The 24,819-nt window shown below is 65.9% G+C and carries 29 protein-coding genes and 1 pseudogene; 14 read left to right on the top strand and 16 right to left on the bottom strand.

What is annotated here, in order from left to right; all coding sequences use genetic code 11:
* Positions 1–84 precede the first annotated feature (84 nt).
* Positions 85–516: a LexA family transcriptional regulator gene (locus ACHMXB_RS16975; RefSeq protein ID WP_307023976.1), complete on the top strand. Its 432-nt coding sequence runs from the start codon at positions 85–87 to the stop codon at positions 514–516.
* A complete protein-coding gene (locus ACHMXB_RS16980) occupies positions 509–1,792 on the top strand; it encodes a Y-family DNA polymerase (protein ID WP_395400225.1) in 1,284 nt (427 codons plus the stop codon). The genes ACHMXB_RS16975 and ACHMXB_RS16980 overlap by 8 nt, the downstream gene beginning before the upstream one ends.
* A 24-nt stretch (positions 1,793–1,816) precedes the next feature.
* Here ACHMXB_RS16980 and ACHMXB_RS16985 read toward each other — a convergent pair whose 3' ends face one another.
* Positions 1,817–2,017: a hypothetical protein gene (locus ACHMXB_RS16985; protein ID WP_102972543.1), complete on the bottom strand. Its 201-nt coding sequence runs from the start codon at positions 2,015–2,017 to the stop codon at positions 1,817–1,819.
* Between the two features lie 177 nt (positions 2,018–2,194).
* Between ACHMXB_RS16985 and ACHMXB_RS16990 the strand changes: the two genes are divergently transcribed.
* From ACHMXB_RS16990 to ACHMXB_RS17005, 4 genes are all read left to right on the top strand, one after another.
* The gene (locus ACHMXB_RS16990; protein ID WP_395400227.1) at positions 2,195–2,701 is read left to right on the top strand and encodes a universal stress protein; all 507 of its coding nucleotides are present in this window, start codon (positions 2,195–2,197) and stop codon (positions 2,699–2,701) included.
* A gap of 283 nt (positions 2,702–2,984) precedes the next feature.
* The gene (locus tag ACHMXB_RS16995) at positions 2,985–3,341 is read left to right on the top strand and encodes a metal-sensitive transcriptional regulator (RefSeq protein WP_307023984.1); all 357 of its coding nucleotides are present in this window, start codon (positions 2,985–2,987) and stop codon (positions 3,339–3,341) included.
* A 72-nt stretch (positions 3,342–3,413) separates the two neighbouring features.
* Entirely contained in the window at positions 3,414–3,644 is a 231-nt protein-coding gene (locus ACHMXB_RS17000; RefSeq protein ID WP_395400229.1) for a heavy-metal-associated domain-containing protein, read from the top strand.
* A gap of 58 nt (positions 3,645–3,702) precedes the next feature.
* Complete coding sequence (locus tag ACHMXB_RS17005) at positions 3,703–6,207, top strand: heavy metal translocating P-type ATPase (protein WP_395400231.1); 2,505 nt, start codon at positions 3,703–3,705, stop codon at positions 6,205–6,207.
* 10 nt (positions 6,208–6,217) lie between these two features.
* Here the strand turns inward: ACHMXB_RS17005 and ACHMXB_RS17010 are convergent, their stop codons facing one another.
* Positions 6,218–6,490, bottom strand: a complete 273-nt coding sequence (locus ACHMXB_RS17010) for a DUF2277 domain-containing protein (RefSeq protein ID WP_395400233.1) — start codon at positions 6,488–6,490, stop codon at positions 6,218–6,220.
* Positions 6,491–6,702: 212 nt separating this feature from the next.
* Here ACHMXB_RS17010 and ACHMXB_RS17015 point away from each other — a divergent pair, with 212 nt between their 5' ends.
* On the top strand, positions 6,703–6,972 hold the full coding sequence (locus tag ACHMXB_RS17015; RefSeq protein ID WP_395400235.1) for a hypothetical protein: 270 nt from the start codon (positions 6,703–6,705) through the stop codon (positions 6,970–6,972).
* Between the two features lie 67 nt (positions 6,973–7,039).
* Here ACHMXB_RS17015 and ACHMXB_RS17020 read toward each other — a convergent pair whose 3' ends face one another.
* Positions 7,040–7,993, bottom strand: coding sequence for an EamA family transporter (locus ACHMXB_RS17020; protein ID WP_395405316.1), 954 nt, complete (start codon positions 7,991–7,993; stop codon positions 7,040–7,042).
* A gap of 190 nt (positions 7,994–8,183) precedes the next feature.
* On the opposite strand from ACHMXB_RS17020, the gene ACHMXB_RS17025 reads away from it, so the two are divergent.
* On the top strand, positions 8,184–8,729 hold the full coding sequence (locus tag ACHMXB_RS17025) for a CGNR zinc finger domain-containing protein (RefSeq protein WP_395400237.1): 546 nt from the start codon (positions 8,184–8,186) through the stop codon (positions 8,727–8,729).
* A gap of 19 nt (positions 8,730–8,748) precedes the next feature.
* Here the strand turns inward: ACHMXB_RS17025 and ACHMXB_RS17030 are convergent, their stop codons facing one another.
* The 3 genes from ACHMXB_RS17030 to ACHMXB_RS17040 all read right to left on the bottom strand — a co-directional run bounded on the left by ACHMXB_RS17030 (position 8,749) and on the right by ACHMXB_RS17040 (position 11,263).
* Positions 8,749–9,156: a hypothetical protein gene (locus ACHMXB_RS17030; protein ID WP_395400239.1), complete on the bottom strand. Its 408-nt coding sequence runs from the start codon at positions 9,154–9,156 to the stop codon at positions 8,749–8,751.
* 112 nt (positions 9,157–9,268) lie between these two features.
* Positions 9,269–9,862 (bottom strand): hypothetical protein, encoded by a 594-nt coding sequence (locus ACHMXB_RS17035; RefSeq protein ID WP_395400241.1) that lies wholly within the window; start codon positions 9,860–9,862, stop codon positions 9,269–9,271.
* A 48-nt stretch (positions 9,863–9,910) separates the two neighbouring features.
* Positions 9,911–11,263 carry an MATE family efflux transporter gene (locus ACHMXB_RS17040; RefSeq protein WP_395400243.1) on the bottom strand — a complete coding sequence of 451 codons (1,353 nt, stop codon included), beginning with the start codon at positions 11,261–11,263 and terminating at the stop codon, positions 9,911–9,913.
* Positions 11,264–11,420: 157 nt separating this feature from the next.
* On the opposite strand from ACHMXB_RS17040, the gene ACHMXB_RS17045 reads away from it, so the two are divergent.
* Positions 11,421–11,855 carry a DoxX family protein gene (locus tag ACHMXB_RS17045; protein ID WP_395400245.1) on the top strand — a complete coding sequence of 145 codons (435 nt, stop codon included), beginning with the start codon at positions 11,421–11,423 and terminating at the stop codon, positions 11,853–11,855.
* Positions 11,856–11,980: 125 nt separating this feature from the next.
* On the opposite strand, the gene aztD is transcribed toward ACHMXB_RS17045, so the two are convergent.
* Positions 11,981–13,381, bottom strand: a complete 1,401-nt coding sequence (aztD, locus tag ACHMXB_RS17050) for a zinc metallochaperone AztD (protein WP_395400247.1) — start codon at positions 13,379–13,381, stop codon at positions 11,981–11,983.
* Positions 13,382–13,514: 133 nt separating this feature from the next.
* Between aztD and ACHMXB_RS17055 the strand changes: the two genes are divergently transcribed.
* Positions 13,515–14,489 carry an acyl-CoA thioesterase gene (locus ACHMXB_RS17055; RefSeq protein ID WP_395400249.1) on the top strand — a complete coding sequence of 325 codons (975 nt, stop codon included), beginning with the start codon at positions 13,515–13,517 and terminating at the stop codon, positions 14,487–14,489.
* A gap of 10 nt (positions 14,490–14,499) precedes the next feature.
* Here the strand turns inward: ACHMXB_RS17055 and dnaB are convergent, their stop codons facing one another.
* Entirely contained in the window at positions 14,500–15,885 is a 1,386-nt protein-coding gene (gene dnaB, locus ACHMXB_RS17060; RefSeq protein WP_395400251.1) for a replicative DNA helicase, read from the bottom strand.
* A 715-nt stretch (positions 15,886–16,600) separates the two neighbouring features.
* Between dnaB and ACHMXB_RS17065 the strand changes: the two genes are divergently transcribed.
* Both ACHMXB_RS17065 and ACHMXB_RS17070 read left to right on the top strand, forming a co-directional pair.
* Positions 16,601–17,080, top strand: a complete 480-nt coding sequence (locus tag ACHMXB_RS17065; RefSeq protein ID WP_395400253.1) for a hypothetical protein — start codon at positions 16,601–16,603, stop codon at positions 17,078–17,080.
* A gap of 2 nt (positions 17,081–17,082) precedes the next feature.
* Positions 17,083–17,649, top strand: coding sequence for a hypothetical protein (locus tag ACHMXB_RS17070; RefSeq protein ID WP_395400255.1), 567 nt, complete (start codon positions 17,083–17,085; stop codon positions 17,647–17,649).
* A gap of 28 nt (positions 17,650–17,677) precedes the next feature.
* Here the strand turns inward: ACHMXB_RS17070 and ACHMXB_RS17075 are convergent, their stop codons facing one another.
* Together ACHMXB_RS17075 and ACHMXB_RS17080 are read right to left on the bottom strand one after the other, a co-directional pair.
* Positions 17,678–18,040, bottom strand: a complete 363-nt coding sequence (locus ACHMXB_RS17075; RefSeq protein WP_395400257.1) for a zf-TFIIB domain-containing protein — start codon at positions 18,038–18,040, stop codon at positions 17,678–17,680.
* 37 nt (positions 18,041–18,077) lie between these two features.
* Positions 18,078–18,704 (bottom strand): FMN reductase, encoded by a 627-nt coding sequence (locus ACHMXB_RS17080; protein WP_395400259.1) that lies wholly within the window; start codon positions 18,702–18,704, stop codon positions 18,078–18,080.
* 108 nt (positions 18,705–18,812) lie between these two features.
* Between ACHMXB_RS17080 and ACHMXB_RS17085 the strand changes: the two are divergent.
* A pseudogene (locus tag ACHMXB_RS17085) lies at positions 18,813–19,236 on the top strand (DUF1801 domain-containing protein).
* Positions 19,237–19,358: 122 nt separating this feature from the next.
* Here ACHMXB_RS17085 and rplI read toward each other — a convergent pair.
* The 4 genes from rplI to rpsF form a co-directional block, all read right to left on the bottom strand.
* Positions 19,359–19,811: a 50S ribosomal protein L9 gene (rplI, locus tag ACHMXB_RS17090; RefSeq protein ID WP_102972562.1), complete on the bottom strand. Its 453-nt coding sequence runs from the start codon at positions 19,809–19,811 to the stop codon at positions 19,359–19,361.
* A gap of 18 nt (positions 19,812–19,829) precedes the next feature.
* The gene (gene rpsR, locus ACHMXB_RS17095) at positions 19,830–20,069 is read right to left on the bottom strand and encodes a 30S ribosomal protein S18 (protein WP_003800144.1); all 240 of its coding nucleotides are present in this window, start codon (positions 20,067–20,069) and stop codon (positions 19,830–19,832) included.
* Between the two features lie 127 nt (positions 20,070–20,196).
* Positions 20,197–20,778 (bottom strand): single-stranded DNA-binding protein, encoded by a 582-nt coding sequence (locus ACHMXB_RS17100; protein WP_102972563.1) that lies wholly within the window; start codon positions 20,776–20,778, stop codon positions 20,197–20,199.
* A 55-nt stretch (positions 20,779–20,833) separates the two neighbouring features.
* The gene (gene rpsF / locus ACHMXB_RS17105) at positions 20,834–21,139 is read right to left on the bottom strand and encodes a 30S ribosomal protein S6 (protein WP_395400266.1); all 306 of its coding nucleotides are present in this window, start codon (positions 21,137–21,139) and stop codon (positions 20,834–20,836) included.
* A 238-nt stretch (positions 21,140–21,377) separates the two neighbouring features.
* On the opposite strand from rpsF, the gene ACHMXB_RS17110 reads away from it, so the two are divergent.
* Entirely contained in the window at positions 21,378–21,713 is a 336-nt protein-coding gene (locus tag ACHMXB_RS17110; protein ID WP_395400268.1) for a YnfA family protein, read from the top strand.
* An 84-nt stretch (positions 21,714–21,797) separates the two neighbouring features.
* On the opposite strand, the gene ACHMXB_RS17115 is transcribed toward ACHMXB_RS17110, so the two are convergent.
* Positions 21,798–23,228, bottom strand: coding sequence for an amino acid permease (locus ACHMXB_RS17115; RefSeq protein ID WP_395400270.1), 1,431 nt, complete (start codon positions 23,226–23,228; stop codon positions 21,798–21,800).
* A gap of 243 nt (positions 23,229–23,471) precedes the next feature.
* Positions 23,472–24,806: a M18 family aminopeptidase gene (locus ACHMXB_RS17120; protein WP_395400272.1), complete on the bottom strand. Its 1,335-nt coding sequence runs from the start codon at positions 24,804–24,806 to the stop codon at positions 23,472–23,474.
* Positions 24,807–24,819 lie beyond the last annotated feature (13 nt).

The following is a 24,819-nucleotide window of genomic DNA, read 5'->3' on the forward strand; positions in this document are numbered from 1 at the left end:
GCGAGGTCACGGTGGGGAATGCATTCTGTCAGCCCCGGGGACTACACTGAACTATCGAACATATATTCGAAAAAAAGGTGTGTTGTGGGTGTGATCATTGGACCCCGCGTGATAGAGGCGGGACTTTCGCTGCGGCTGGTGCTGATCTCGCCTGTAGCGGTGGCGGCGGGCTTCCCGTCCCCCGCCCAAGACTACTTTGACGGGCGGATCGACCTCAACGAGCACCTGATTAAGGACATCACCAGCACCTACATCGTGCGGGTGTCCGGCGACTCGATGGAACAGGCCGGCATCAGCGACGGTGACGAACTGATCGTCAACCGCGCGCTGGAACCGCGTGACGGGTCCGTGGTGGTCGCGGTGCTGGACGGCGAGCTCACCATCAAGCGCCTGAAGATCACTGCGGCAGGCGTGGTGCTCCAGGCCGCCAACCCTCTGTATCCGGACATCAACGTCCCCGCCCTGGCCGACCTCACCATCTGGGGCGTGGCCACGAGGTGCCTGCACCATGTCTGACGCCCGGCAGCAGATAGCGCTGGTGGACGTGAACTGCTTCTACGCCAGCGCGGAGCGGGCCTTCGACCCCTCTCTGGAAGGCAAGCCGCTCGTGGTGCTCTCCAACAACGACGGCTGCGCCGTGACCCGCAGCCCGGAAGCCAAGGCCCTGGGGATCAGCACGGGCGATCCGTGGTTCCAGCTCGCCCCTCGGGCCAAGGAGTGGGGCCTCGTTGCCCGGTCCAGCAACTATGAACTGTACGGCGACATCAGCGCACGCGTCATGGAACTACTGGGGCGCTACTCGGCCTGGCTTGAGGTGTACAGCATCGACGAGTCCTTCCTGGGCATCAAGGGCAGCCCCGAACAGGTGGTGGGTCTCGGCCGGACCATCAAGGCCGCAGTACAGCGCAACGTCGGGGTGCCCGTGTGCGTCGGCATCGCCGCCACCAAGACGCTCGCCAAACTGGCCAACCGGTGGGCAAAGAACAACCCCGCGCTCGGCGGGGTATGCCGCTGGGAGTCGATGGAGCCGGAGGTACGTGAACTGCTCATGGCCCGGCTCCCGGTCTCGGAGGTGTGGGGTGTGGCGGGCCGGCTCGAAAAGCGGCTGAACGCCCTGGGAATCTGCACCATCCTGGAGCTCAGCCGTGCCGATCCGGTGATGGTGCGCGACCGCTTTTCGGTGGTGCTGATGCGCACCGTGCTCGAACTGCGCGGAACGCCCTGCATACCGCTGGAGGAGGAGCGCATGGGGCGGGACCAACTGATCTTCTCCCGCTCGTTTTCCACTCCCCTGACGTCAGCTCCCGAATTTCGCCAGGTTTTGAGCGTCTACGCGCAACAGGCGAGTGCCCGGCTGGCCCGGCACCACCTTCAGGCCAAGGTCCTCACCGCCTTCGCCGGCACGTCCCATTACAACCCGAAGGACAAGTCGTTCCCCTCGGTCTGCGTTCCGCTGCCCATGCCCACCTCGGACCCGGTACTGCTCACCAAGGCTGCCCACGCCCTGCTTCCCGCGATCCAGGACGGCGTCAAATACGCCCGCGCCGGGATCATGGTTACCGACCTGCGGCCGTCCGGCAACCAGCAGCCCCTTGAGCCCTTCGCCAACCGGCACGAGGAACGCGGGATCGGCCCGCTGGTTGAACAGATCAGCCGGAAGTACGGCAGGGGCACCATCGGCCTCGGGTTTGCAGGCCTGAGGACCGGCCTGGATTGGAGCATGAAGCGTGGAATGCGTTCGCCACGCTACACGACGCACTGGGACGAGTTGCCGGTGGTGCGCGCGGCCTGACCGGCCCACGCGTTCGCGGACCAGTCAGTCCACAAATTCAGACTGCGTCTCGATGAAATCCCACTCGGCTTCGGTCAGGACCGCCTGCGGCGTATCCGGGTGCGGACCTCCCGCCTCGGCAATCCCCTGCATCACGAACAGCGGAACGTCGCCGGCCCGCAGGTTCTCGCGAAGCCATTCCTTGCTTTTCAGGTCCAGATCCAGCCACCACATGTAAATCTGCATGGGACGCCGCCTTTCTACGTCTCCACGCTAGGCTCGCCGCGGCCGGGATTCAAGGGAAAATCAGCACTCTTCTCCGCCGGCCAGCAGCCGAACCGCAGTGCTGAAAACCGCCGCTGAGCTGGGGCGAAGGCGGCCGTGGCTATGGTCTTTCCTGATGCCGCAGGCACACAATTGATTATGGATGCAGAGCATTTCAGCGGCCCGCCTCCCCTCCTAGTGGGCATGGTTCCGGGCCAGCATCCGGAGGTCCTCAAGACCGCGGTCACCCTGGCCCAAAAGCTGTCCTCCCCGCTGCTGTGCGCCTACGTGGACGAGGCAAGCTACCTGGTGGAGTGGGATCCCGCGCGCTCTGCGCACCGGCTTTCGCTGCATCCCGACAGGGACGACGACGACATCCGTTCCGTGACGACGGAACTGAAGGCGGCCATCGGCTCGGCTCTGCAGGACGGAGGGCCGGCGTGGACCTTGCGCACGCTTGCCGGGGATCCCGCACGGGCCCTCGGCAGGCTGGCCTCGGAAGTCAACGCCCCCATGATCATTGTGGGCACGCCGGAGCGCGGCTTCGGGCACCGGATCACGGAACTCCTGAATGGATCCGTGGCTGCCTGGCTCACCCACCATCAAAGCCGCCCCGTACTGGTGGTCCCGTTCCGGATGGCCGCACACCAGGACCGGCCCGAATAGCCAGCAGTGGCCCCAGGCAGCCGCGGAAAAGTAAAGCGAAAGTAGTTATTCGAGGTGGTGGCCAACATGGCTACCGGCAAGTAAGCTGATCAGGCAGGCCGACGAAGGCCCGCCCAAAGACTGCTCCGGAGTGCGTATCCCCCAATAACGCGCTCCGGAGCTTTTTTGTTGCCCGAAAACTTCCCGGCGCCGGATTATCCCTGTCACACCGTCACTTTCCGCATCACCGGCGACTGACCGCACCACCCTTGACTGATACCCCCTAGGGGTATATCTTGAGGACATGGAAACTTCCGAAGGACGGACGCCCACGGCGCCTAACGAAGAAGCGATCGCTGAGGCCCCGCAGCACGGCTACACGGCCGACAAGGATGCTTACCTGCGCCGGCTCCGGCGGATCGAGGGACAGGTCCGTGGCATCGCCCGGATGGTTGAAGAAGACAAGTACTGCATCGACATCCTGACGCAGGTGGCGGCCGTGACCAAGGCCCTGCACGCCGTCAGCCTGGGCCTGGTGGAAGAACACATAGGCCACTGCGTTGTCGGTGCAGCCTCCGAACCTGATCCCGACCTGCGGGCTGAAGCCATCGACCTCAAGGTCAAGGAGGCGGCGGGTGCCATCGGGCGCCTGCTGCGCTAGCCACAACCACCACCCACCAGCCGACCAACCCCGTCCTCACATCAACGTCGGCACACCTACAAGGAGTCAGCAATGAGCACCATCTCCACCAAAGTCCACGTCTCCGGCATGACCTGCGGGCACTGCGTATCGGCCGTAAGCGAGGAACTTGAGGCGCTGGCCGGCGTCGAGGAGATCGACATCGACCTCAATTCCGGCGGCGTTTCGACCGTCACCATCACCTCCACGCAGAAGCTCTCCCCCTCCGAAATCGGCGAGGCAGTGGCCGAGGCGGGCTACCTAGTGGTGGCCAACGAGGCCTGACCCGCCTCCCGTCCGCACCGCGCAACCAAGATCCAGCACGACCAGAGAAGGACCAGTCATGGGCACCGAACGCCTTTCCGCGGGCTCCGCCAGCCGGGTGATCGAACTCGACGTCGAGGGCATGACCTGCGCGTCGTGCGTCAACCGGGTGGAAAAGAAGCTCGCCAAGCTCGAAGGCGTCGAGGCCACCGTCAACCTCCCCCTGGAAACAGCGCACGTGACCGTCCCCGCCGGCATCACGGACCAACAGATCACAGACCAGGTTGCCTCCGCCGGCTACAAGGCCCGAATCAAAAATCCCGCATCTCCGGCCAACGACGGCGGTGCCGGCATGCGGAAGCGTGCGTCTAAGATGGGCCCACGCCGGCAGGGTACCCTGGCCGAGCTTGCGAGGCGAGGGAGCCGGTGGGGAGGAACGAGCGAGCACTCGGAGCATGGCGGACCGACGGAGGCGCCGGAGTACCACGAAGACCACATGGCGCACGGCGGCAAGGCGTCAGAGCTGAAACCGCGCCTGCTCGTCGCGGCAGTCCTGGCCGTGCCGGTGTTCCTCATCTCGATGTTCCCGGCTTTCCAGTTCCCCAACTGGGGCTGGGTGGCGGGCGCCCTGGCGCTGCCGGTGGTCAGCTGGGCGGCCTGGCCGTTCCACAAGGCGGCCGCCATCAATGCCCGCCACCTCGCCTCCACCATGGACACCCTGGTATCGCTCGGAGTCACCGCTGCCTACCTGTTTTCCGCATGGCAACTCCTGGCCGACCCGCGCCTGACCGAACACCCAGGCATGGAGCAGATGGGCGGCGCGGGTACCGGCGGACTGTACTTCGAGGTGGCCAGCGTGGTCACCACTTTCCTTCTACTGGGCCGGTTCCTGGAGGCGAACGCCAAGGCGAAGGCCGGTGACGCGCTCAGGGCCCTTCTGGACCTCGGCGCCAAGGACGCCACCATCGTGCAGGACGGCGCCGAGGTGAAGATCCCGGCAAGCCGGCTGGCGGTCGGGGACCTGATCGTGGTCCGCCCGGGCGAGAAGATTGCCACCGACGGCGTGGTGGTGGACGGCGCCTCAGCGGTGGACGCCTCGCTGGTCACCGGCGAATCCGTTCCCGTAGATGTCGGTCCGGGCAGCCATGTCACGGGTGCCACCATCAACACGTCCGGCCGGGTGCTGGTCCGGGCCACCCGTGTCGGCGCGGAAACCACCCTGGCTCAAATGGGGCGGCTCGTCTCCCAGGCGCAGACCGGAAAGGCGCCTATTGCCCGGCTTGCTGACCGCATCAGCGCAGTATTCGTGCCAGTGGTCCTGGCCATCGCGCTCCTCACGTTCGCTGGCTGGCTACTAGCCGCTGGGCCCGATATCACCGGGTCCGAGCTCCGCGCGGCCTTCACGGCCGCGGTGGCCGTGCTGGTCATCGCATGCCCCTGCGCCCTAGGCTTGGCCACCCCCGTGGGTCTCCTGACCGGCACCGGCCGCGGCGCGCAGCTGGGCATCCTCATCAAGGGCCCGCAGGTCCTGGAAGACACCCGCACGGTGGACACCATCCTGCTGGACAAGACCGGAACCGTCACCAGCGGCCAGCTCTCCGTCGAGGCCACCGTGGCATTCGTCCCGTTCAGCGAGGCGGAAGTCCTGCGGCTGGCCGGAGCGGTCGAGTCGGCGTCGGAGCATCCGATCGCCGTCGCGATCGCCGCCGCCGCACAGTCCGCCGCGTCTGCCATGCCCGCCGCGTCTGCCATGCCTGCCGTGCCCGCCATGGGGCGGCCGCCGCACACCATTCACGGCGGTAGTGAAGCGGGCGACGGCGCCGGCCTGCCCGCCGTCGTCGGCTTCCGGTCCGCACCCGGCGGCGGAGTGGTGGGAACCGTGGAAGGCCGGCTCGTGGTTGCCGGGCGCAGCGGGTGGCTGCGTGACAACGGCGTGGAGCCCACGCCGGCACAGGATCAGGCGCTCCGCACCGCGGAACAGTCCGGCGCGACGGCCATCTGGGTGGCAGTCGACGGCGAGCCTGCCGGCATCATTGAGCTGCGGGATACGGTCAAGGCGGGATCGGCGGCGGCCGTCGCGCGGCTCAAGGCCCTGGGCCTGCGGCCGATGCTGCTCACGGGTGACAACGCCGCGGTCGCAGCCCAGGTGGCCGCCGCCGTCGGAATAGCCGCGGACGACGTCTTCGCCGGCGTCCTGCCCGAGGGAAAGGTGGAAGCGGTACGTCGGCTGCAGGCTGGCGGTGCCACCGTGGCCATGGCAGGAGACGGCGTGAACGACGCCGCGGCCCTTGCCCAGGCCGATCTGGGCATCGCAATGGGCTCCGGCACGGACGTGGCGATCGAAGCCGCCGACCTGACCGTGATGGGCAACGACCTAGGGCAGGTGGCCACGGCGATCGAGCTGTCCCGCCGCACGCTGGCCACCATCAAGACCAACCTGTTCTGGGCCTTCTTCTACAACGCAATGGGCATTCCCCTGGCGGCCCTCGGCCTGCTCAATCCGATGATCGCAGGCGTGGCCATGGCAGCGAGCTCGGTGCTGGTGGTGGCCAACTCGCTCAGGCTCCGCCGCTTCGGCAGGTAGTAGCCCAGACCTAAGCGGTACCGAAGCGGATGGCCGAGCGGGCCTTCGCCTTGGCCGCCTCCTCGTCGCGGTCCTTGGCCGGGGCGTGGGTAACGAGGGCGTCGAGCAGGTGCTGGGTCACGTGCGCTATCTCGTGCACGGCCCATTCAAACGCCTCCTCATTGGCCTTCGACGGCTTGGTGCTGCCGCTGATTTTGCGCACGTACTGCAGTGCCGCGGCGTGGATCTCCTCGGACGTAGCGTGCGGTTCGTAGTTGTGGAGGGTACGGATATTCCGGCACATACCCTCATGCTAGGCTCTGGAACGCCGAGGATCGACCCTTTTCGCCCCGCTCGGGAGGACACCGTCCATGGGCAGGACTGCATGGGGAGCGCTGCCCATCGACACTCTTTTGGGCCGAAGGATAGTTTTGAGGCAATGGATCTTCCGGACGAGCCGGAGGCCACGGGGGATGCCGACTGGATCGGGTCCGTTGATTAAAGGAGATATATCTGATGGCAAATGTGTGGGGTGCAGACGTTGAGCAACTGCGGAACCTGAGCAGGCAGCTCAGTGCTGGTTCGGCCGAAATCCAGAGGCAGCGGAACCTGCTGACAAACGCGCTCACGAACACGGAATGGACGGGCCCGGACGCGGTGGCATTTCGCAGCCAGTGGGAGGGCGAGCACGTTCAGTCCCTCGCCAGGGTGGCAGAGGCTCTGGAACAGGCGGGCCAGCAGGCTACCCGCAACGCTCAGCAGCAGTACGACGCTTCCCAGGGCTAGACCGGGAACGCACCGGAGGGCCGGGCGCAGCATGCGTCCGGCCCTCCGGCATTTAAGCAGTAAAGGCTTAGGGGACGGGCTCGACGTCGTTCGCATGGTCAAGCGGCCTGGTCACAGCTGCCTGGTCCCCCGCTTTGGCTCCCCGGAGCTCATCCAGCCGGACGAACAATACCCCGCCTACAATCAGCACGCCGCCAAGGAGCTGGATGGGGCCGGGCAGTTCGCCAAGCAACAGCCAGGCCCAGATCACGGCGAACAGGACCTCAGTGAGGGACACGAACGAGGCCACCTTGGAGCCGAGTGCGCGTGCAGCCATCACTCCTGAGACGTAGGCCAGCACGGTGGCCAGCACCACGAGCCCGCCCAGCGGAACCCACCAGGGGGTGGTCCACGAGCCGAGTTTTGTATCGGCCGTGCTGATGGCCATGGGCAGGAGTCCCGTGGCTGCCGTCAGCCACATGACCGCCGCACCCACCAGAAGCCCTCCCGATGCAAGAACGATGGGCGGCAGGGTGTCATTCTGCTTGGCAGTGATGAAGAAGTACATGGCCAAGCAGACGGCAGCGGCGAGGCCCCAGAACACACCGACGGCGTCGACCTTCACCGCACCGGTGAGGTCCAGTACGAGGACAAGGCCGCCCAGGGACAGCAGCGTCCCCGCAATTGTCAGGGGGCGGGGTCGCTTCCGGCTGGCCACCCAGAGCCAGAGGACGATCAACACCGGAGCGAGGTATTCGAGCAGGAGCGCCACGCCAACGGACAGCCGGGCCACGGCGTTGAAGTAGAACAGCTGGCATGCAGCCACGCCGATCAGGCCAAACAGCACGATCGTGACCCAGTTGGACCGCAGCTGGCTCCAGCGGCCGCGAAGCGCCAGACCAGCAGGGATTGCAAGGATGAGTGCGGCCGCTGTCAGCCGGGCCGTGACGGCGGCCCCGGGCGTCCAGCCGGTTTCGAGCAGTGACTTGGCAAAGGAGCCGGAGAGCCCGAAGACGGCAGACGAAAAGAGCGCGATGCCCAGTCCTGATGCGAGGAAGCCAGAGGGCTTTGCCGAGGAGGCCGGAGCCGTGGCGGAAGCCGGAGCCGTAGCCGGAGCCGGAGAAAACAGCGCTGTGTTGGCGCGGCGGTTCGATGCGGACACGGAGGCCTCCCGTCAGGAGTAAAGTGGGGTATTGGTCCTGACATTACGCCCCGCATTGTAAGGAGTCAAGGTGGTTTTTGCCCCTGACACAGAGCTCTCACTGCGCTTCGTGGTGAACCTCATCAACTCTGCCGCCAACGGCGAGGAAAGCCTGGCCACGGTGAAGGACCTCGACGAGTTCCTGCAGCAGGAGGGCTTTACCGGATCCCGCACCCACGACGCCGCCGAACTGGCCAGCGTCCACGCACTGCGCGCAGAACTGGGAACTTTGTGGACCGCAGACGAGGATACAGCCGCGGCCGGTGTGAACCGGCTCCTGCGGGAAGCCCACGCGCTCCCCCAACTCCTCAAGCACGACCAGTGGGATTGGCACCTGCATGCCACCACGCACGATGCCCCACTGGCGGACAGGATGGGCACCGAAGCCGCCATGGCACTGGTGGACGTGATCCGCAGCAAGGAGATGGACCGTATGCTCGTGTGCGCGGCCGATGACTGCGACGCCGCTGTGCTGGACCTCAGCCGCAACCGGTCCAAGAGATACTGCGACACCGGAAACTGCGCCAACCGCGCGCACGTCGCGGCCTACCGCGCGCGCCGGGCCAGCGGGGAGTAAAGCGCCAGCGGGAAGGGTGTTAGGAGGCTCCGCCACCGGGCCCGGACTCACCGGTTCCGGCCGTACCAGCACCCGGGGCGTCCGGACGGCGCTGGGTTCCCTCACTCTGGGTCCCCTGCGTCCCGTGGCCGCCGTGTCCCGGCGAGGACTTCCGGGCCGAGCTGAGGTTCACGCCGGAGCCTTTACCCAGGTGGGCGGCGTTGTCCTTGTAGCTCATGGACAGCATCGCCGCGACGACGAGGGTGACAATGAAGGCGATGCCGGCCGCAATGAAGGCCAGGTCGAACCGCGGCGACCGGGCACTGCCGCCGGAGGCGAAGATCAGCACCGCGATGAACGCCACCACAGCCCAGAAGGCGGAGAACATCAGGGGTCCCTTGACCGAGGTCCGCAGATTGCGCGGTTCTCCTGGTTTCTGGTGTGCCAAGGTGATTCCTCCCGTGCGGGCGGCGCGATGCGGCCTGCCCGCTGTGCTGTGTGCTGGTCTTGAAGGGTACTGGTAGCCAAAGGCTGTTCTACAAGGAGTAGAACCCTTGGTACTAGTTTACGGCCTTTGACGCGGCCGCCCGCGCATCGTGCCGGAGCGAGAGGCCTGCCAGGATCCAGAGCACGCCCGAGATGATGGCGCCGCCGCCGGCAACGCCCAGCAGCGCGTGCGGGCCAAGCCCCACGAAGAACGGCAGGGTGCCGGCCGTGCCCAGCCCAATAATTCCCGATGCCAGCCAGTCGCGGGCCAAGACGTGCCGCCCGCGGAACCTGATGCCCAGGTATAGCTCGGACGCCGACGCCACGGCCAGCCCCACAGCACCAACAACGGCGAACACCAGGCTGCCCTGCAGGAACAGCAGGGCCACGCCGGCACCGGTCAGGGCAGCTCCCGCGGCGGAAAGAATGCGGCCGGCAGGCGCCTCACGGCGGAAGCCGGTCAGTGGAATGCCCCACAGCAGGATCAGGCCGGTGGCCAGCAGGTACACCCCGCCCGCGAGCGACATTCCGGTCACGGAAGGAGCCGCCCAGAACACAGTCACGGCACCGAACAGCAGTGCGGCGGCAGCCCGCAGCAGGGCGGGTTTCCACAGCTCCGACGAGGGGGCGGGCACGTCGGATTCGGCAGGCTTAGCGGGGGAAGTCACCGCTCCAGTTTAGTGCTCCGGCCTGCGCCGGCGAATCCGGGCCGCAGGCTACGAGCCGAGCACCATCCAGCGGTCTGTCCTGGCCCGCAGCCCCAGCGTCACGGCGCGGGCGCACATGTACCCCAGCGAAAAGGCTACCCACACCCAAACGAGCGCCGCCGCGCCGTCGGCCCCGGCCAGCGGCACCGCCAGCAGCAGCGGAAGGTACACCGCAAGATTTACGACGCCGGCAATCGCCAGATACTTCGCGTCGCCGGCCCCGATCAGCACCCCGTCGAGGACGAACACATACCCCGCCAGGGGCTGGCCCGCGGCCAGCACCCACAGCGCCGCGGTCAGGACCGACTGGACGCCGGCGTCCGGCGTGAAGAGGGCCCCTGCGAACGGAGCCGCCACGGCGAGCAGTGCGCCCGTGACCACCCCAAAGCCGGTACCCCAGCGGATCATGGTCCGGGTCAGGATCCGCGCCTTGCCGGGGTTGGAGGCTCCCAGCTCCTTGCCGATCAGCGCCTGGGCGGCGATGGCAAGGGCGTCCAGCGCGAAGGCGAGGAAGGTGAAGACAGTCATGGCCAGCTGGTGGGCAGCCAGGTTCACGGCACCCTGGGCCGTCACCACGAGCACGGTGGCAAGGATGGCGATGCGCAGGCTGAGTGTCCGCAGCATGAGCCAGGAGCCCACCTTGGTCATGGCCCGGATCCCATGCCAGTGGGGCAGCAGGCTGACGCCGTGGTGACGGGCGTTGCGCTGCACCATCACCAGATACACCGCGGCCATGGCCCACTGCGCGATGCTGGTTCCGACTGCAGATCCGACGACGGACAATCCGAGTCCGTAAACCAGCACCAGGTTCAGCACGATGTTCAGCGTGAAACCCGCCGTGGCCACCACCAACGGTGTCCGGGTGTCCTGCAGCCCCCTCAGCACGCCCGTGCCGGCAAAGATCAGCAGCATCGCCACCAGCCCGGGCATGGACCAGCGCAGGTAGTCCACGGCGAAGGTGCGGATTTCCGGACTCGGCCCCGTGAGCCCGATCAGCGGCTCCGCAGCGACGAACCCAGCCAGCGCCAGCGCGGTCCCGAGCAGCAGGGCCAGCCAGACGCCGTCGCGCCCGGCGGCAAGTGCCCTTCCGATCTGTCCATCACCCACCGCCCGCGCCACGGCAGGGGTGGTGGAGTATGCCAGGAAAACCATCAGCCCCACGGCGGTGTGCAGCACCGCCGAGGCCAGACCCACACCGGCCAACTGGCCAACACCTAGGTGCCCCACAATGGCCGAATCGGCCAGCAGAAAGAGCGGTTCGGCGATCAGCGCGCCGAAGGCGGGAACGGCAAGCCGGAGGATTTCCCGTCCGTGGCTGTCGGGCTTTGGGGTGGAAACGGCGGCGGAAGGCGATGGGGGCACCACTTCAGCCTAGCCGCCGAAAAAAAGATAACCGCGACACATTAGTTGACACTTCAACAAAAGTTCGGGACAGTGGAAAGGAAGCTTCATCCGGCGCGCTGCAGATCGCGTGCCCAAAAGAGACAACCCCCAATCGAACCGAACGGTGAGAATCTCCATGAACCAGTCCACCCAGACCACCACAGCCCTGACGATCCTGCGAGTCATCACGGGGTTCCTCTTCGCCGCGCACGGCTGGCAGAAGTTCAGCGAATTCACCATCGCCGGGACGCAGGCATCCTTCACCAAGATGGGGGTTCCGGCCGCTGAGGTCGCCGCCCCGGTCGTCGCCACCCTGGAGCTGGTGGGCGGCATCGCCCTCATCCTCGGCGTGCTGACCCGCGTCTTCGCCGCACTGCTTGCCCTGGACATGCTTGGCGCCCTCTTCCTGGTCCACGCCTCGGCCGGAGTCTTCGTCGCCACCGGCGGCTACGAGCTGGTTCTCCTGCTCGCAGCGGGGGCAGCGGCCATCGCCCTTGCCGGAGCCGGCCGCATCTCGGCGGACGCGGCCCTGTTCGGCCGCAGCAATTCCAAGCTCAAGGTACTTGCCTAGCCTTCCCTGAATGCGGCACCGCTCCAGAGCGGTGACTGTCAGGAAACGACGACGGCGGCCACTCGCCTGGGACTTCGGTTCCAGGTGGGCGGCCGCCGTCGTTCGTTTGTTTGCTCGTCAATTGGTCAGCCGGTAACACCCGACAGTTCGTCCGGAGTGTGAGCCAACGTTGCCGTGCGGACGGTTTTGCCCGACTTCAGGTCAACGGCATGGATTTTCCGCGTTGCCGGCTCGGTTACATAGGCGGTGGAGCCCTGGACGTACAGGGTTGGCCGGGGGTCCTGCCACGCCTCCGGCTCCTGCCAGGCGGCAACGACGGGGACCGTGGACACGGTGGTGCCTGTCACCGGGTTGAGGACGTGCAGCGCACCATCGGTGCCGAGGACCAGCGCTTCCCCGGCCGGCCCGCGCCCCAGCGACCGGAACGAATAGCTCGTGCCGAGTTCCACCAGCTTCAGGACCTTGGTATCCGTATTCACCAGCGAAATCCTGGTGGGCCGCTCCAGGACCGCGTCTTTGTCCACCTTGTAGTCCCCGAGCACCACGGGCGACGCCGGCGAGCCGGCCTGGTTGCCCATCCGGCCATAGGCGTCAGGACTGGAGATCTTGGAGAACCTGCCGTCCTTGAATACCAGCATCCCGTCCTCACACCCGAAGATCACGGCGTTTTCGCCGGCCACTGCCTCGCCATGGACGCCGGGGCAGTTCGGGCTACTTAGGATTTCCTTGCGGTCCGAACTTGTCTCCTTGGGGCCCGAACCCGCGGCCGGCCCCAGGAGGACCACCGCATTGCGGGCGTCCTCGTCGCCCGCGGTTACCAGCAGCTTCCCGTCCTCCAGCTCCACCGCCACGCCGTGGTGGGCCTCGGGCGCCGTATAGGTGATCGTTTCCGGAAGGCCGTCCTCCGACAGCTCGCCGAGGGCGGCCGACTCGAAGGACTCCACCTTGCCGGACCCGTCGCTGAACAGGACAGTTCTTCCGGCGTGCCGCACCACATGGCCGGGCTTGCTCGCCTCGAACGCATGATCCGTCAGCGCGGGCTGGGCGGCGTAGGAGTGGCCGTGGTCGCCGTGCCGCTCGGTCCAGACGCCGGCGTCGAGGACGCGGAACGAGTCATCCGCCGCCACCAGGACGTGGCGGCCGTCCCCGGCCGGGCTGATGCGGTTGTAGCCGTCCAGCTCGACGTCCGCGACAGGCTCGAGGGTTGCGGCGTCCAGCACTCCGATGCCTCCCTCGTAGCCGTACGCAAGGCGTGGTTTGGGGGCGCGAAGTTCCGCAGGTTCTGCGGTCTCGACGTTCCGGGAAGTGCCGGCAGAACTTTCTGCCGGCTCCTGACCGGGGCTTCCTGCGCAGCCGGACAAGAGGAGGGCAGCCCCGCAGGCCGCTGCCAACCGGATGGCGCGGGGTCTTGTGAACGGCAGTGTGAAGGGCCGGGCGAAAGCCGCGATGGGGCGGCCGCCCCGGCGCGTGGTAGTTCGGGCAGCAAGGACAGGTCGTCTCGGTAACATGACACTAATGATAATCATTATTAATAAGACGCAAACCATTCCTGCCCGTTCATGACGGCGGAGGCGCAGGCTGCCCGGGCTTATGGCGCGCGGGAGCGCGTTTGTGAAGTCGGGGATCTGCCCCGGGGACTGCGGTCAGTAAACTGCGACCATGAGCGAGACTGCCGCCAACTCAGTAACTCTCCGCTTCCTGGCCGCCCCCATGGATGTGGGCCACAGCGGATCCGTGGACGCCGGAACGGTGCTCGAGTGGGTGGACAAGGCGGCCTATGCGGCCGCCGTGGGCTGGGCCAAGTCCTACTGCGTCACCGCTTACGTAGGGAACATCCACTTCGCCGACCCGGTGAACGTTGGTGACATGGTGGAGGTCACCGCCACCATCGTCTATACGGGCCGCTCCTCCATGCATATTCGGACGGTGGTCTCCTCCGGGGACCCCAAAGGCGGGCCGGCCACCATGCGGAGCCAGTGCATGGTAATTTTTGTGGCGGTTGGCGAGGACGGGAAGCCCATCCCGGTAAAGCAGTTCGAGCCGGCAACGGCGGAAGAGCTGGAACAGCGGGACCATGCCCTGGCGCGGATCGGTATCCGTGAACAGATCGTCAAGGCCATGAGCGCCCAGGAATATACCGATGCCGGCACCGCTGAGCGCGTGGTCCTGCGGTTCATGGCGGCACCCACGGACGTGAACTGGGGCGGGAAGGTCCATGGCGGGATCGTCATGAAGTGGATCGATGAGGCCGCCTATGTATGCGCCTCACGCTACTGCGGCCGGGACACGGTGGCCGTCTTCTCCGGCGGAGTCCGGTTTTACCGGCCGCTGCTTATTGGCCATGTGGTGGAGGTGGAGGCGCGGCTGGTCTACACGGGCACCAAGGGCATGCACATTGCCGTACATGTCCGTTCCGGGGACCCCAAGGGCCGTGAGCTGAACCTGACCACCTACTGCCTCACCGTGATGGTTGCCCGCGACGCCGAGGGCACCTCGGTCCCCATCCCCGCATGGACGCCCGTGTCCGAGGAGGACAGGCGGCTCCACGCCCATGCGCGTGAGCTCCTGGAGATCAGGGCGGCAGCCCCGGGGAACAGGCTGCCCAACCACCTGCTGCAGTCACAGCCGGGCTAACACCGGCAGCCTAGAAGCCGCCGCCGCCTCCGGCATCCCCCGCCATGTTGGCGAACCGTGAGTAGTGGCCCTGGAAGGCCACAACAATGTCCTTGGTGGGACCGTTGCGGTGCTTGGCGATGAGGATGTCCGCCTCACCGGCGCGCGGGGACTCTTTGTCGTAGACGTCTTCTCGGTGCAGCAGGATCACCATGTCGGCGTCCTGCTCGATGGACCCCGACTCTCGCAGGTCGGAGACCATGGGTCGCTTGTCCTGGCGCTGCTCAGAACCACGGTTCAGCTGCGACAGGGCAATGACGGGGACCTGAAGTTCCTTGGCCAGCAGCTTCAGCGCACGCGAGAACTCGGAGACTTCCTGCTGGCGGGACTCCACCTTCTTGCCCGAGCTCATGAGCTGCAGGTAGTCGAGGATCACGAGCTTGAGGTCGTGCTGCTGTTTGAGGCGGCGGCACTTGGCGCGGATCTCCATGAGGGACATGTTGGGGCTGTCGTCAATGAACAGCGGGGCATCATTCATGCGCCCCATCGTGGTGGCGATCTTGGACCACTGCTCGTCCTTGATGGTGCCCTTGCGGAGGTCCTGCAGGCCGATGGTGGCCTCGGCCGAGAGGAGGCGCATGGCGATCTCGTTGCGGCCCATTTCGAGGGAGAACATCACTGTGGCGAGGTTGTTCTTGATGGCGGCCGAGCGGGCAAAGTCCAGCGCGAAGGTGGACTTACCCACGGCGGGCCGGGCGGCGATGACGATCATCTGGCCCGGATGCAGCCCGTGCGTCAACTCGTCCAGCTCGTAGAAGCCGGTGGGAACGCCCACCATGCCTTCACCGCGGTGGCCGGAGGCCTCGATCTCATCCACCGTGGACTCCATGACGTCCTTCAGGACGACGTAGTCTTCCGCGGTGCGGCGCTCGGCGACTGCGTAGACCTCCGCCTGGGCCTGGTTGACCAGGTCTTCGACTTCGCCGTCCTGGCCGTAGCCGAGCTGCACGATCTTGGTACCGGCATTGACCAGCCGCCGGAGCACGGCGCGCTCGGCCACGATCTCGGCGTAATAGCCTGCATTCGCGGCCGTGGGTACGGTCTGAATGAGCTCATGGAGGTAGGCCGGTCCGCCGATCCGGTTGATCTCCCCGCGCTTGGTCAGCTCATCGGACACCGTGACGGCATCTGCGGGTTCGCCGCGGCCGTAGAGGTCGATGACGGCCTCATAGATGGTTTCGTGTGCGGGGCGGTAGAAGTCCTGACCGCGCAGGATCTCAACCACGTCAGCAATGGCGTCCTTGGAGAGCATCATGCCGCCCAGGACGGACTGTTCGGCTGGGATGTCCTGGGGAGGTTTGCGGCTGCCTTCGGATTGGCGGGTACCTTCGATTGAATCCAGGTGCGTAACTGACAAAGCTGCCGTCCTCCATTGTGTCCGCAGTCCGTGCAGGAGGACTGCGGCGCGTGTGCCGTGTGCCGCGGTGTGCCGCGCAGCAAAACTGCTGCCCGGGCTAATGCAACTACACCAGCGGGCCCTGACATTTTTCGGTCCGGGCTATTGAACCCCGGCGACGCCTCATCCACAGGTTTTCCACAGGGCAGCACCAATCACCCAGAGTCCGGCTGTCCGCAGGCTCCGGTCTTCAGGCCGGAAGGGAAAACTCACCCGAATGGGGTGTCTCCGCTACGTTAGCGCCCGCCTGCCCACTCACAAAGCCCGCAGTTTCGCACCTCTGTGGATAACGTGTGCACAAGACACCGCTGCTTGTGCACAGCCTGTGGGGGAAGCTGTGGATAGAAATCTTCTTTTCGGCATATATGCGGCCTGACCTGCGTAAACATCCGGATTTTCCTGTGGACGAAATAAAGTTTTGCGCAAAACCTTCATCCACAGCCGTAAGCATCTGCTGGGGATACCGGCCGGTAATTCCAGCCTCAGTGGGCGTTTTCACCCACTACATTCCCGCTTTGTGAGGCGGGTCACCGACGTATGCCGAGTCCGTTCCCAGATGCATGCCGCACGGATGGATCTTGCTTTCCGGGGCCATGACCGGCGTCACGGGCGGAGCGCACCATGCGCAGCCCGGCATATGCTGTGGATAACGCGGATCTGGCGTTAAGCTCTAGGTATGGGCGACGTTCTGACAGTCTTGGTTCCTGCCCTTATCCTCGCTGCAGCCCTCTGGGCTCTCGCTACGGCGCTGAAGCCGCGTGACGGGGGCATGTCCGACGCAGACCGCTATCAGCTGGATCTGGCAAGGCGTTCCCAAGCCCACTACGCAGCCCAGGTCCAGGCAGCCATGGCGGCCCGGGCACGATTGGAGGCCGCGGCCCTGCCGAGCCAGAACCGGCAGCAGCAGATCCAGCAGCATGACCATCGCCAGACACTTCCGCCGGGTCACCCCGGCCATGATCCCGGCCACCACGCTGACTACCCGCACGGCTCCTACCCCGCGGCGCTTACGACCGGGACCACACTGAACCCGCAGCTGGCGCTGCAGCTGCAGACGTTGGTGCGCAACGGGCAGAAGCTCCAGGCCATCAGGCTTCTGCGCCAGGCCACCCACTCCAACCTTTTGACCGCCAAGCAATATGTAGATCGGCTGTAACCATGGAATCGCTCCTGATCCCCCTCCTGATCCTCGTGGCCGTTGCTGTGGCCGTGGCCCTCATGGCACGTGCGTTGGGCCGCCGCCGGCGCACGGTCAGAGAGCCGGCCAAACCGCCTGTGGTGTCCGCAGAGCTGGCAAGGGAGGCGGCAGCCAAGCTGTCCGAGGATGAGCACCGGCGGCTGTACGCACTCATCGCCCAGGGCCAGGCAATGGCCGCGATCAAGCTGTACTACGAGGTGTCAGGGCAGGGCTTGCGCGCGTCACGGGACGCGGTGGCCGCGCTGGCAGCCCACCCGCAGCCTTTCCAGTCCCCGGCCCAGAAACCCAGCGAACCCGAGGACGACGACGAGCCGCCGCAGCGGTTCCCGTACAGGTACCGGGCCATAGCCAGCAAAGGCGATGTCACCCGGGAGGTCAGCAGCAACATGCTCAATGACGAGATCTACGGCCGCATCCGCACACTCGCCAGGAGCGGAAATATCGAGGCCGCGGCCAACGCGCTGACCCGGCACTCGGACATCACGCTGAAACAGGCACGCGAATTCATCGCCCTGCTGGACGACTGACTACCGCCGGCCGATTGGCCGGCGCCACTCAGAAGTCGAACAGGTCCCCCAGCCAGCCTTCCTTCTTCTTGTGGCGGCGGCGGTCATAGTCGCGGTCGTATCCCTTGCCGTAGTTCCGGTCGTCGTAGCGCGGCTGGTCCCGTCGCGGCTCGTCACGCCGTGGTTCAAAGTTGCGGTACAGCGGCGGAGGTGCCATGCCAGGCGCAGGTGACGCAGGTGCAGGGGAAACCGGCGCCGCAGATGCCGCCGGCGCCCCGGCGTTGACGCGGTCGATGATTTTGTCCAGCTCGCCGCGGTCCAGCCACACACCCCGGCACTGCGGGCAGTAGTCGATTTCCACGCCGCTGCGTTCGCTCATGACCAGGTCTGAAGAATCAATGGGACATTTCATGCCCGGCACAACGAGCGGGTGCTGCGATTAGTTCGCGTTACCGCCCGCCTGAGATCCCGGCCAGCAGCTGTTCAAAGGGCAGCGACTCCAGCAGGGCGGGTTTGCGGCCCGGCTGGTCCCCTTCCAGGAGGCGGCTGAACTCGGCCGCCGCCCTTTCGATCCGCACCGAAAGGGGCGTGCCGCCGTCGTCCGTGTTACCCCAGTCCTGGGGTCCGGCGAAGACGGCCGTGGCCGCGGTCCGCGTGCGCAGGTAGCTGAAGAGCGGGCGCATGGCGTGGTCGAGCACCATCTGGTGGCGGTCCGTTCCGCCGGTGGCCCCCAGGAGGGCCGCTTTGCCGTCCAGGGACTTGGGGTCGAGGACGTCAATGAAGGACTTGAACAGCCCGCTGTAGGACGCGCTGAATACCGGTGACACCGCAATGATGCCGTCGGAGGCCTCGACGCCGGCGATCACCTCTGCCAACCGGGGCGGGGCAAAACCCGTGACGAAGTTGTTGGCGATGTCCACAGCCAGATCACGGAGCTCCACGACGTCGGTGGTCACCTCGTAGCCGGCGGCGGCCAGCTCCCGCGTAGCGGCGGCGGCCAGCTGGTCGGCCAGCAGGCGGGTCGACGACGGCACTCCCAGTCCGGCGGACAGAACGGTAATGTGGCGGGTCTCCATGGCGATCTCCTCTGGTTGGCGCTATATATGCATTTGCATCTAATCGCTCAACCGGGCAGCCCTGCCCTTTATTCCGCCACCCCCTAAACCGCCCAGTACACTGCCTCCATGGCGGAAAACAAGACACAGGTGACAGGGGTTTCGGCGGACGACTTCATTGCGGCTGTGGAGCACGCGGGCCGCCGGCAGGATGCCCTGCGGCTGCGTGCCCTGATGGCGGAACTGACGGGCCAGGAACCGGAGATGTGGGGCCCCACCATCGTTGGATTCGGCCGGGTGCATTACAAGTACGCCACCGGGCGCGAAGGGGACACTGCAGCCGTGGGGTTCTTCTCCGCGCAAGGCCAGTCTCTCGCTGTACGGCCTGACGAATGCGCCGGAGTCGGCCGCGCTCCTCGACCATCTGGGAAAGCACAGGACCGGCGCCGGCTGCCTCTATATCAACAAGCTGGCGGACGTCGATGAAGCCGTGCTGGCCGAGCTGATCAGCACCGGCTACCGCTACTGCACCACGGTCCTGCACCGACAGTAGGCAGCCGGCCTGAACCTGCCGGCAATGACGAAGCCCCCGCCGTCGGCTTCCCGGAGGAATCCGACGGCGGGGGCTGTCAGCAGTTCAGGACTGCGAAGCAGATCCGGCAAACGCCGGGACTACTACTTACCTGCGACTACGTCGAGTTCGATCACAGCGGCAACGTCGTCGTGCAGACGGACGTTGGCCTGGTAGGAACCAACCGACTTGATGTGAGCCGGCAATTCAACCTTGCGCTTGTCGATGCTGCCAAGGCCTGCGGCCTCAACAGCGTCGGCGACGTCGGCCTGCTTGACCGTGCCGAACAGGCGGCCGCTTTCGCCGGCCTTGACAACCAGCTTGACCGGCTTGGCGGACAGAGCGGCGGCCTGCTTCTGAGCATCTTCCAGGGAAGCGTGCTCGCGGGCGACGCGGGCAGCCTTGATGGACTCAACCTGCTTCTCGCCACCCTTCGACCAGGTCAGGGCGAAACCGCGGGGCAGCAGGTAGTTACGTGCGTAACCGTCCTTAACCTCGACAACGTCGCCAGCAGCACCGAGACCGGTTACTTCGTGGGTCAGAATGAGCTTTGCCATGTTAGTTAATCCCTTTCCTTAACCCCGGCCAGCGCCGGAGTAGGGCAGCAGGGCAACTTCGCGGGCGTTCTTGATTGCCTGGGCGATCTTGCGCTGCTCCTGGACCGTGACGCCAGTGACGCGACGGGCGCGGATCTTTCCGCGGTCGGAGATGAACTTGCGCAGCAATGCTACGTCCTTGTAGTCGATGACAGTGATGTCAGCGGCCTTCAAGGGGTTGGACTTTGGTTTGGGCTTACGGAGTTCAGCCTTAGCCATCGTGGAGCTCCTATTCTAGGGAGCCCGTGAATCGTGATCCACGGGATGGTGGTGGTCCGCCGCGGCGTGCAGAGAGTGCCGTACGGAACGCTCTGGCGGATACTGCGCCGGACCTTTGGTTTGTTGTTTAGAAGGGAGGTTCGGAATCCGGGCCGTTGCCCCAGCCGCCGCCCGCATTGCTGACTCCGGGCGTGGCCCAGGGGTCTTCCTGCGCTGCGGGCTGCTGGTTGCCGCCCCAGTTTCCTCCGGTGTTGCCGCCCTGGTTTCCACCCTGGCCGCCACCGAATCCACCGCCACCGAATCCGCCGCTGTTGCCGCCGCCGAAACCGCCCTGGCCGCCGGAGCGCTGGGTGCGGTTGACCTTGGCATTGGCGTAACGCAGGCTCGGGCCGATTTCATCGACTTCGAGCTCGATAACGGTGCGCTTCTCGCCTTCTTTTGTTTCGTAGGAACGGCTCTTCAGGCGGCCGGAAACAATCACGCGGGTGCCCTTGGTGAGGGACTCCGCGACGTTCTCCGCTGCCTCGCGCCAGACCGAAGCGCGGAGGAACAGGGTTTCCCCGTCCTTCCACTCATTGGACTGGCGGTCGAAGGTGCGAGGCGTGGACGCGATGGTGAAGTTCGCTACTGCCGAACCTGACGGTGTGAACCTCAGTTCGGGATCATTGGTGAGATTACCGATGACCGTAATAGTGGTTTCGCCTGCCATCTACTGCCTCCTTGTTCGTTCCTGCGGTGTAAAGAATGAAAGTTGGTAGCTGAAATTACTCAGCAACAACCTTCTGCTCTTCGGGGCGGGTGATCTTGGTGCGCATGATGGTCTCGTTGAGACCCAGCTGGCGGTCAAGTTCCTTGGCGGTAGCCGGCGTCGAGGTGAAGTTCACCACGGCGTAGATACCTTCGGACTTCTTCTTGATGTCGTAAGCCAGACGGCGACGGCCCCAGATGTCAACCTTTTCGATGGTTCCACCATCGTTGGTGATGACGTTCAGGAACTTCTGAAGCGACGGCTCTACGGTACGCTCTTCGACCTCGGGGTCGATGATTACCATCAATTCGTAAGGACGCATATGTGAACCCACCTCCTTTGGGCTAAGCGGTTACGGTATTTCCGTAACAGGAGGTTCATTTGCGATGCCGTGCAGGCCCGCGGCCAAAATAGGACCAGGGCGCAGCACAGACTTCACTATCTTAGTGCATCGGGAAGGGTTTCCGCGATTCGGTCAGCTCCAAGGCTATGGGCCACCCATGGTGGGCGGAAAGTACCGGCCCGCCTATGTGGAAAACGGTGAGGGGAATACTGGAGCCATGACGATTCTGAAGTCCGTGCTCCTTTTCACCCTGGCTGCCGTGGCGGAGATCGGCGGAGCCTGGCTGATCTGGCAGGCCGAGCGCGAGGACAGGGCGTGGTGGTGGGCCGGACTCGGAATCGTGGCGCTGGGGTTCTACGGCTTTGTGGCCGCCTTCCAGCCGGATGCCCATTTCGGCCGGGTCCTGGCGGCGTACGGCGGGGTCTTCATCGTCGGCTCCCTGGTGTGGGGCATGCTTCTGGACGGTTTCCGGCCCGACCGCTGGGACCTCATCGGAGCCGCCGTCTGCCTCGTCGGCGTCGCCGTCATCATGTTCGCCCCCAGGCAGGGCTGACCCCTATACAAAGACATCCGCCCGGTCGGGCCGTAAACGGCCAACCGGGCGGATGATTATTCAGAGTGCGGAAGTGTGGGCGGATTACGACGCCGGGCCGGACCCCACGCCTGCATCAGCGGTTTCCGCGGACGTCTCGGAGGCTGCCGGCACCCCAGCACGGCCCGGGCCGCCCTTGCGGTAGCGCCATACACCGATGCCGACCACCACGGCGGCCAGGGCCACGGAGAGCAGGAGCGACTCGCGGGTGGAATCCAGGATCACCATGCCGATGATGAGCGCCACGATGCTGCCAATGGCCAGCCAGGTGAGATAGGGGAAGAACCACATCTTCAGCGACAGGTCCTTGGCCGCGGCCCCCATCCGGCGGCGCAGCACCAGCTGGGACGCGGCAATGACCAGCCAGACGAACAGCGCAATCGCACCGGAGGTGTTCACCAGGAACAGGAAGACCGTGTCCGGGGCGATGTAGTTCAGTCCCACGGTGATGAAACCGACCACGGTGGAGGCCAGCACCGCTGCGGCAGGCACGCCGCGCTTGGAGATGCGGGTCCATGACTTCGGGGCGTCGCCGCGCTGCGAGAGCGAAAAGAGCATGCGGCTGGCCGTGTAGAGGCCCGAGTTCAGGCAGGACAGCACCGAGGTGAGCACCACGACGTCCATGATGGTGCCCGCGCCGGGGATGCCGAACAGCTCGATGACCGCGACGTAGGGGCTCTTGGCCACGTTGGCGGAGTTCCAGGGGAGCAGCGTGACAACAATCGCGATGGAGCCGATGTAGAAGACAAGGATGCGCCAGACCGTGGACTTCACGGCCTTCTTGACCGCTTCAACCGGGTTTTCGGATTCACCGGCTGCGATGGTGGCGATCTCAGCACCGAAGAACGCGAAGACCACCACGAGGATTCCGGCCAGGACTGCTCCCGGACCGTTGGGCAGGAAGCCCCCGTTGCCCGTCAGGTTGCTCAGGCCGGGCGCCGGAACTCCCGGAACCAGGCCGAGGATCGCTGCCACGCCGAAAAGGAGGAAAAGAATGATGGCTGTGACCTTGATGGAGGCGAACCAGAACTCGAACTCCCCGTAGGACTTCACCGAGCCCAAGTTGGTCAGCGTGAGCAGGACCATGAGCGCCAGGGCCCAGACCCACTGGTCGATGCCGGGTACCCACCGGTGCATGATGGCGGCACCGGCTGTGGCCTCGATGCCCAGCACGATGATCCAGAACCACGCGTAGAGCCAGCCGATGCTGAAGCCGGCCCAGCGGCCCAGTGCCTTGTCGGCGTAGGTGGAGAAGGATCCGGTTTCCGGGTTCGCGGCCGCCATCTCGCCAAGCATCCGCATGACGAGGATGACCACGATGCCCGCGGCCATGTAGGCCAGCAGGATGCCGGGACCGGCCTGCTGGATGGCCGCGCCGGAGCCGACGAACAGGCCGGCGCCGATGACCCCGGCAATGGCGATCATCGACAGGTGCCGGGGCTTTAGGGATTTCGACAGTTGTTGGTCAGCGTGCATGGCTGCGCCATCCTCGTTTTGATTGCAGGTTTTGGGGCGGTGGCCGGGCGGCAAGGCTGGAGACTGTGCCGGGGACCACACTGTGCGTTTCACACTAAGGGAGCCGGGGGCAGGTCCGGGCTGTGCAAAGTTACAGTTTACGGCACGCCAAAACAGACACCCTGCCAGCCATGCACCGCGGTGGGCAACAGAGGTTGCCTGATGGGCACTTTTGTAACCGCGCGGAAATCTGTCGCTTCCCTATCAGGCTTGCGCTGCGGCTCCAAAGAACAGCTCTGTCACCCGGGCAAGGCGGTGCGGATCCTCGACGCCGCAAAGCTCCCGGGCTGAATGCATTGAGAGCAGGGGAACGCCCACGTCCACGGTCCTGATGCCCAGCCGGGTGGCCGTCAGCGGGCCGATGGTGGAACCGCACGGCATCACGTTGTTGGACACAAACTCCTGGTAGGGAATCCCTGCCTCCCCGCACAGCCGCGCCCAGAGGGCAGCCCCGGCGGCGTCGGTGGCGTACCGCTGGTTGGCGTTGATCTTCAGCAGCGGCCCGCCATTGAGGACGGGGCGGTTGACGGGGTCGTGCCGTTCGGCGTAGTTGGGGTGGACGGCGTGGCCGGCGTCTGCGGAAACACAGAACGACGCCGCGAACGCCTGCCGCCGCTGGCTCGCCGAGGCGCCCAGCCCGTCGGAGATCCGGACCAGGATGTCTTCAAGCACCGGCCCGCAGGCCCCGGAGCGGGATGCCGAACCGATTTCCTCGTGGTCGAAGGCTGCGAGCACCGCAATCGGCGCGGTTTCCCCGGCAGCGTCCGGGCCGCCGTCGGAAGCGTCAGCGTGCGCGATGAGTGCCGTGATCCCGGCGTGCGTGGCGGAAAGGTTGTCCAGGCGCCCGGAGGCGAAGAACTCACTCCTGACCCCGAAAACCGCAGGCGGCTGCGTGTCCGCGATGATGACGTCGTACCCGCCGATCCGGGCCGGATCGACCGGCGTTCCGGCGCCGGACACCCGGTCGGCCAGTACCGCCAGCAGGTCCTCCCCGCCAGGATCGCCCAGCCCGAACACCGGGTTCATGTGCTGCTGCTTGTCTAGGGTGAGGCCTTCATTCACGGCCCGGTCCAGGTGGATGGCCAGCTGCGGAAAGCGCAGCAGCGGGCCGGTGGCCGTCAGGTGATGCGTGCCGTCGAGCATCACGAGGCGCCCGGCCAGCTGCAGTTCCCGGTCCAGCCACGAGTTCAGCAGCGGTCCGCCGTAGACCTCGACGCCGGCCTGAAGCCAGCCGAAGCGGCCGGTGGTCGGCTTGGGCTTGAGCTTGAACGACGGCGAATCCGTGTGGGCGCCCAAGATGTTGAACCCGGTGGTGGGCCCGGCATCCCCGGGGGTCACCCAGGCGATGAGCGCACCGTCCCGGATGACGTAGAACTTCCCTGCCGTGGCGTCCCAGGGCTGCAGCTCGTCCAGGCCGGTGAAGCCCGCCTCAGTCAGGCGCCGGGCGCCTTCGTGCGCGGCGTGAAAGCTCGACGGCGAGGCGCTGACGTAGGCGCCCAGGTCCCGGATGTGCTCTGCGGCGGAGGAATGGAGAGGCATGGCTCCGAGTCTA

The organism is Arthrobacter sp. UC242_113 (assembly GCF_044054585.1).
Taxonomy (GTDB): Bacteria; Actinomycetota; Actinomycetes; order Actinomycetales; family Micrococcaceae; genus Arthrobacter.